Source organism: Pseudomonas sp. R25(2017) (assembly GCF_002112565.1).
Classification (GTDB): domain Bacteria; phylum Pseudomonadota; class Gammaproteobacteria; order Pseudomonadales; family Pseudomonadaceae; genus Aquipseudomonas; species Aquipseudomonas ekonensis.
Genome location: NZ_NEHZ01000028.1, coordinates 42,761 through 48,760 on the forward strand (window position 1 = coordinate 42,761; position 6,000 = coordinate 48,760).

Here is a 6,000-nt window from a genome sequence, read left to right on the forward strand (position 1 = left end):
ACTATGCATTTCATGCCGCGATATTGGCTTGTCGTCAAGCTTAGGGGGTATTCATGGCGTCTTCTTTTTTGGGTCTCCGGTTATTAGTAGCAAGCAAATTACCCATACATATATAGAAGGTTGTCGAACAGTTGAAGCTCTTCTAGCGTGTACTCAATTTTGTTGTGGCGGCGAATATCTTCCAACACCCCTTTGATCGGTACTTGTCGCGAAGGATTCTGAACAATTTCGATTAGGCGGTCGAAGTCGAGAGATTTGTCCTTGAGATATTTCTCAATTAATTCTTTGAGCGCTGTACGGGCCTGCAGCTCGGTTAGCACAGCCATTTCTCCGGATAAAAGTGACATTCTGCACGTAGATGAAGTCGGATTGACTGGTTTCGGAGGCTCAGCAAATGCGCACCACGTGCACCTTGTTCACGGGAGGTGACGCGCCCATCAATGCGGAATAAGCTGATGGGCTCCGTCGTCAAAGATAAATTAAAGATTATCGATGTTGGCTGGGCCACCGTCGTCAATGAGTTTGCTCATACGACGATTATAAAGCTCTATGTCTTGTGGGTTGTTGTCGGTTACGACAGTCTTTCTTAGGAATGCCATGACGAGCGAGATTTTCTGTTTTTCACTATCAGCGGCATTTCGCACAAGGTCGAATCCATGCTTCGACAAAAAAGGATGCTTATTTCGCAGGTAATAGTAGCATCCAATGTTCTCAAACAGATCATTAGCGTCATTTTTAGTAAGCTCAACCGAGTTTAAGTAGACGCTAAACGCCCCCTTCAATATCTCTGTCGAGTTATCCAATGTTTTAAAATAACCACATAGCTCCTGCCAATTTATTATATGCAACTGGGTTCCCCAGTCAGGGTCTCGTGTGAAGTATTCGCCATTTCCTCTAAAATAATCGGGAAACTCATTTTTATTTAAGGCTGTTTCAAAATTGGTTGTCATTGGAGTTGTTCCCAATCATCAAATTGGCTTAAAAGTTTCTTCATGTCGGCACCGTGATCGATTTTCTCGGAGCCGATGAGCGCTGCCTCTTTGGTGCCGCTCTTGGTCTCGCCACCAGGAACCCATTCTTTAGGGTAAGCACCGGCTTCGTTCCCGTTAGGTATTTCGTATTTGAATCGTGGGTCATCAGGTTTAATTTTTACTAGATAAATTTTAGCTGACGAGAGGTCGTTCGAACCCAGATTTAGCTCTCGGTTTAGAACCTCCCAGTCTCCACCACTTGCTTTGTATTTTGCAACTACACTGTCCATTTCGGACGGTAGGCCTACAAATTTTCTAGGGGTAACGTCGGATAGGAGGATCGCTCAATCCACTGATCAATACCAACAAATGAGCCACCTTGTTGTCTAAAAGCCTCTTCGTGAAGGTCCACATACTGCTCCGGCAAGTACTCACGCGCACTCCCAGGCCGATTGCCTCGTTCTAAATTAATAATCTCATCATATTTAGATTGCGTCATCGGGATGCGATCAGGCTTGGTCGCATTTGCGGTATTGTTCGGGGGTTTACAATCTGCTCCAGGGCAGTTGTCCAATCCTAGTGGATCCACCCATCCCGTAGGGTTAGGCACGTACTGGGAGTTATTCAACCCACCCGCCAGCTTGATCGGGTCCGGCGTCAGGAACCGTCCAGTCCCCGGATTGTAGTAGCGATGGCGGTTGTAGTGTAGGCCTGTCTCCGCGTCGAAGTACTGGCCCTGGAAGCGCAGGGGGTTGTCGATTTCGGCCACGTCGAGGGCGGCGAGGTTGCCGTAGGCGCGGTACTTGGCCGACCACATGATCTCGCCGCTGTAGTCGGTGAGTTCCTGCTGGGTGCCGAGGTGGTCGAGCTGGTAGTAGAACGGCGTGGCCCGGCGCGGGCCTTCGCCGTCGAGCATCGCGAGCGGGCGGAAGGTGCCCGATTCGTAGATGTAGCTGCGGTAACGAAATGGAGGCAGATTGTTTCTTCAAGTATTCAGAACCAATTCACCTCCATTGCTTATTTTAAATTTACAGTTTGAGTATCTAACATAAAGGACTCAATTTTGCTGATGAATTCAGCTTTGTTTTTTGTTCTAAATTCCCCTAGAGATTCTTCAGAGTTTTTTAGAGGCTTTCCTTTGTTGTCGTACTTGATTGTCAGGAAGTCGATTACAAATTCCCCATTTGGATCACCTTCAGGTTCAACTCGGGAGTCGAAGCAATGTCCAGTTGAACGTCGGACTCCACCTAGTAAGACAGAGCTGCTAAACCATTCGGCAGTGCTAGGGGTAAGCTCAACTTCAAATAGATTATTGATTGTGATTGTCCAGCCGCTTGGGACTCGAAGTGGATGGAGTTCGTATTCTAATTTATTGCTCATGCTATTTTGTTTTCCCCATGTATTTTTGAACCTGTTCAGGAGACGCAGGGAAGCTATGTATAACGGGTTCGCCAGCCTTGGTCAATTCAATTCTGACCCAGTTTGTTAATTCGCCGTTATTGTAGCCAACCGGGGTTTCTGAGCGATAAAACATATATCTCGAGCCGCCATGGTCAAAAACGTTTCCATCACGTACTGCAGCATATGCAGCTTGCTTTTCAAAACCACTCACATTGTTTGCAATGTCTGGCAAGTAAGATGCTTCAGGCTTTCCGTCCTTAGTTCCTTTGCCGAGGCTCATTGACCGCGCTTGCTCTGCTGATTGAGCATTGGTGTGTTTTGTTGCATGGCGGCCTTCCGGACGTTTCGCGTCGTAGATATCAGACCTTAATTCCTTTCGGGTCTGATAATCACTTGTGTCAATCTTCTTTCCAGGGCAGTTGTTGCTACTCAACCCCAACGGATCCACCCACCCCGTAGGGTTAGGCACGTACTGGTAGTTGTTCAACCCACCCGCCAGCTTGATCGGATCCGGCGTCAGGAACCGTCCAGTCCCCGGATTGTAGTAGCGATGCCGGTTGTAGTGTAGGCCTGTCTCCGCGTCGAAGTACTGGCCCTGGAAGCGCAGCGGGTTGTCGATTTCGGCCACGTCGAGGGCGGCGAGGTTGCCGTAGGCGCGGTATTTGGCCGACCACATGATCTCGCCGCTGTAGTCGGTGAGCTCCTGCGGGGTGCCGAGGTGGTCGAGTTGGTAGTAGAACGGCGTGGCCCGGCGCGGGCCTTCGCCGTCGAGCATCGCGAGCGGGCGGAAGCTGCCCGGTTAGGTACTAAGCCAAAAAATATTTGAGCTCTCCTCTGAGGAAGCGGGCTTTGTAACTCATGTCGTGGGCTATAGCGGGTAATCACATTTCCATGGTGGTGTGAAAAGGGTGGGATTTATGTTCAGGTGCTCTAGGTGTTTATATAATTCGATTTCTGAATCTGCTTTTTCTATATTGACTATCGTAATGTCTCTGTCATCGATTCCGTCGCTAGTTTCAATGGTTTTTTGGGGGATTGTAAAAACTACGATCGCAAAGCGTGAGTCCTTTGTGTTGTGTATAAAGTCGTAGTATTGGTGCGGTGTTGTTATTTCGTACTTGTAGATTGCATATATGGAAGCCCACACTCTAAGTAGTGGGTCTTCAGATTTAAGCTCTTGCGCGATATTGTCATAGCCTTTCCCCTCTAGTCCGAACCAGACGGCGCGTGGGATCGTAAGATCGGCACTCATTTTTGACCCTCAAATTGGTTTGGCCAGTAGATTCGAATGACTTTTCCATCTTTTGGATGTAGTTGAAGGTGTGGCATAGCTGCGTGTGGGTCTGTCGGGCTATGGTTTGCCATGTAAACTTTCCTAGTCTCGATGTCGGAGACTGGTGTGTCGTCCCAATGGTAATATGATTCTTTTCCTTGAGGCGTTTGGAAGTAGTCTTTTGCAGTTACAGAGTTGAAGGCTTCGGCATTTCTATACCCTTGACCTGCATACTTTCCTCTGAACAATTCCTCTGCCTCCGCACGGCTGTTAACGGTTACATCTTTGGCCCCGCTATCAAGTTGCGCAGAAGCTCTCTTGACGCTTGGGCTTGACCATTCAATATCTGGAGGTGTCGACTCTCCCGTATTGGCTCTTGTACTCTCGGAAGGATTCTTGGAGGGTTTCTTGTCTTCAGAACCTGGACACCCATTCAACCCCAACGGATCCACCCACCCCGTAGGGTTAGGCACGTACTGGTAGTTGTTCAACCCACCCGCCAGCTTGATCGGATCCGGCGTCAGGAACCGTCCAGTCCCCGGATTGTAGTAGCGATGGCGGTTGTAGTGTAGGCCTGTCTTCGCGTCGAAGTACTGGCCCTGGAAGCGCAGCGGGTTGTCGATTTCGGCCACGTCGAGGGCGGCGAGGTTGCCGTAGGCGCGGTATCTGGCCGACCACATGATCTCGCCGCTGTAGTCGGTGAGTTCCTGCGGGGTGCCGAGGTGGTCGAGCTGGTAGTAGAACGGCGTGGCCCGGCGCGGGCCTTCGCCGTCGAGCATCGCCAGCGGGCGGAAGCTGCCCGGTTCGTAGATGTAGCTGCGGTAGCGGTTGTCGGCGCTTTCGGCGATCAGGCGTTCGCCTTGCCAGAGGAACTCGGTGGTGTGGCCGTCGACGGTCTTCTCAATGCGGCGGCCGAAGGCGTCGTACCTGTAGCTGGCGGTGCTCCCGTCCGGGTTGACCTGCAGGGAGCCATCGTCTTGTTCGTTGGACGAGGGAAAGTGTTCACGTGAAAATTTCACATAGTGGCATCGCCATCTTCGCTATTTATTTTATATAGGTTCGGTAGCCTGCTTCGAAGTTGCTGCGGGTATGTACGTTGCTGAATGATGTGTCGAACAGTCCAGTGAGTGGTGGTTGGGCTGGTTTTGCTCTTGAATTTATTGTTATAAGGGATTCATTGAGTTTGGTGTAGTTTTCTATATATGTGTGGCTCGATGAGTCGAACTCAAGTGATATAGATTTTGGTGAAATGATGGCGAAGTTGATTAGTAGCTCGGGGGTCGAGCAGGATCTTCCTCCGATGTCGTAGATTCTATCTCCGGAGTTGAATGTTTGACCATGGCGCTCGTGAATCAGATATCCATGATCTTGATTTGATAGTCGCAGTAGTTTTTCGTATCCTTTTGTTTCTTTGAAGTTGATGATTGCATTGTTTATTATAAGGAAACCATCTTCGGTCATGTGCTTAGTGAAATCTGGATCTTGCCTATTTATCGAATTTGTAACGGGCTCGTCGATCAGATTGAGAACGAAATTTGATAGGGTAAGACTCAGTTGTTTGCTTAAGTTTTCGGTTGGCAGGATGTCTATGTAGGATACAATTCCACCGGCGTTGTCGAAATCGAGCGCGCCAAAAGCTTCTGTAATATCAATTGAAAAAATCATTTTGCCCTCTCGATTACAAATTGATCGAGTGTTTTTGATCCTATTTGTTCGCCGCTGACAGTTTTGAACCCTTTTGGATCAACTTTTGTGTGCGAGACGATTTTAAGTCCTAGCTCTTCGATGTTTCTCAGGGATTTTTTTATGTATTTATTTGCATATGCGCTGCCAGTGATGGTTATTTGTCCATTTTCAGACAGTACTCTTAATATTTCTGAGTTTAAAGGATCAAATCCGTATGGGTTATCCATGTTGATGTGGCTTTGCGATCCAGACTTTATGCCTGATAAGTCGGTTGCATCTCCAGCGTGGACACCAGGTGCTTTAGGGTCAATATCAATGTTGTAGTAGCCTTCAATTGGGTTTGTTCCTGCCCCAATGTTGAGTGATCCATCAGCATCTGCCGGTTTGTCTAAAAATTTGCGGGATGCCCCAGGACATTGGTTTAGTCCCAGAGGATCCACCCAGCCTGTGGGGTTGGTTACATATTGGTAGTTGTTCAACCCACCCGCCAGCTTGATCGGATCCGGCGTCAAAAACCGTCCAGTCCCCGGATTGTAGTAGCGATGGCGGTTGTAGTGTAGGCCCGTCTCCGCGTCGAAGTACTGGCCCTGGAAGCGCAGCGGGTTGTCGATTTCGGCCACGTCGAGGGCGGCGAGGTTGCCGTAGGCGCGGTACTTGGCCGACCACATG

General features: G+C 49.1%; 6 protein-coding genes and 3 pseudogenes. All 9 read right to left on the reverse strand.

The features are described from left to right. Window positions 1-98: 98 nt before the first annotated feature. On the reverse strand, window positions 99-320 hold the full coding sequence (locus CAG31_RS26805) for a hypothetical protein (RefSeq protein ID WP_085586765.1): 222 nt from the start codon (window positions 318-320) through the stop codon (window positions 99-101). A 159-nt stretch (window positions 321-479) separates the two neighbouring features. After that, a complete protein-coding gene (locus tag CAG31_RS26810) occupies window positions 480-950 on the reverse strand; it encodes a hypothetical protein (RefSeq protein ID WP_085586760.1) in 471 nt (156 codons plus the stop codon). Continuing rightward, complete coding sequence (locus tag CAG31_RS28605; RefSeq protein ID WP_218189835.1) at window positions 947-1,261, reverse strand: hypothetical protein; 315 nt, start codon at window positions 1,259-1,261, stop codon at window positions 947-949. Before CAG31_RS28605 ends, CAG31_RS26810 begins: the two co-directional genes overlap by 4 nt. A gap of 248 nt (window positions 1,262-1,509) precedes the next feature. Next, a pseudogene (locus CAG31_RS28610) lies at window positions 1,510-1,935 on the reverse strand (RHS repeat-associated core domain-containing protein); the annotation flags it as partial. A 53-nt stretch (window positions 1,936-1,988) separates the two neighbouring features. Beyond that, window positions 1,989-2,351, reverse strand: coding sequence for a hypothetical protein (locus CAG31_RS28340; protein WP_139831439.1), 363 nt, complete (start codon window positions 2,349-2,351; stop codon window positions 1,989-1,991). A 1-nt stretch (window position 2,352) separates the two neighbouring features. Next, window positions 2,353-3,171 (reverse strand): annotated as a pseudogene (locus tag CAG31_RS28800) (RHS repeat-associated core domain-containing protein); the annotation flags it as partial. Between the two features lie 889 nt (window positions 3,172-4,060). Then, window positions 4,061-4,598: pseudogene (locus CAG31_RS29135) on the reverse strand (RHS repeat-associated core domain-containing protein); the annotation flags it as partial. Window positions 4,599-4,689: 91 nt separating this feature from the next. Beyond that, a complete protein-coding gene (locus CAG31_RS26835) occupies window positions 4,690-5,310 on the reverse strand; it encodes a hypothetical protein (RefSeq protein ID WP_085586762.1) in 621 nt (206 codons plus the stop codon). Continuing rightward, the coding region (locus tag CAG31_RS28805; RefSeq protein WP_256578079.1) for an RHS repeat-associated core domain-containing protein at window positions 5,307-6,000 on the reverse strand (694 nt) is incomplete at its 5' end. The genes CAG31_RS26835 and CAG31_RS28805, both read right to left, overlap by 4 nt.

Excerpts from the sequence above, each read along its gene's own strand:
- CAG31_RS26810 (WP_085586760.1), bottom strand. The coding sequence starts at position 950 with ATGACAACCAATTTTGAAACAGCCTTAAATAAAAATGAGTTTCCCGAT.
- CAG31_RS28605 (WP_218189835.1), bottom strand. The coding sequence starts at position 1,261 with ATGGACAGTGTAGTTGCAAAATACAAAGCAAGTGGTGGAGACTGGGAG.
- CAG31_RS28340 (WP_139831439.1), bottom strand. The coding sequence starts at position 2,351 with ATGAGCAATAAATTAGAATACGAACTCCATCCACTTCGAGTCCCAAGC.
- CAG31_RS26835 (WP_085586762.1), bottom strand. The coding sequence starts at position 5,310 with ATGATTTTTTCAATTGATATTACAGAAGCTTTTGGCGCGCTCGATTTC.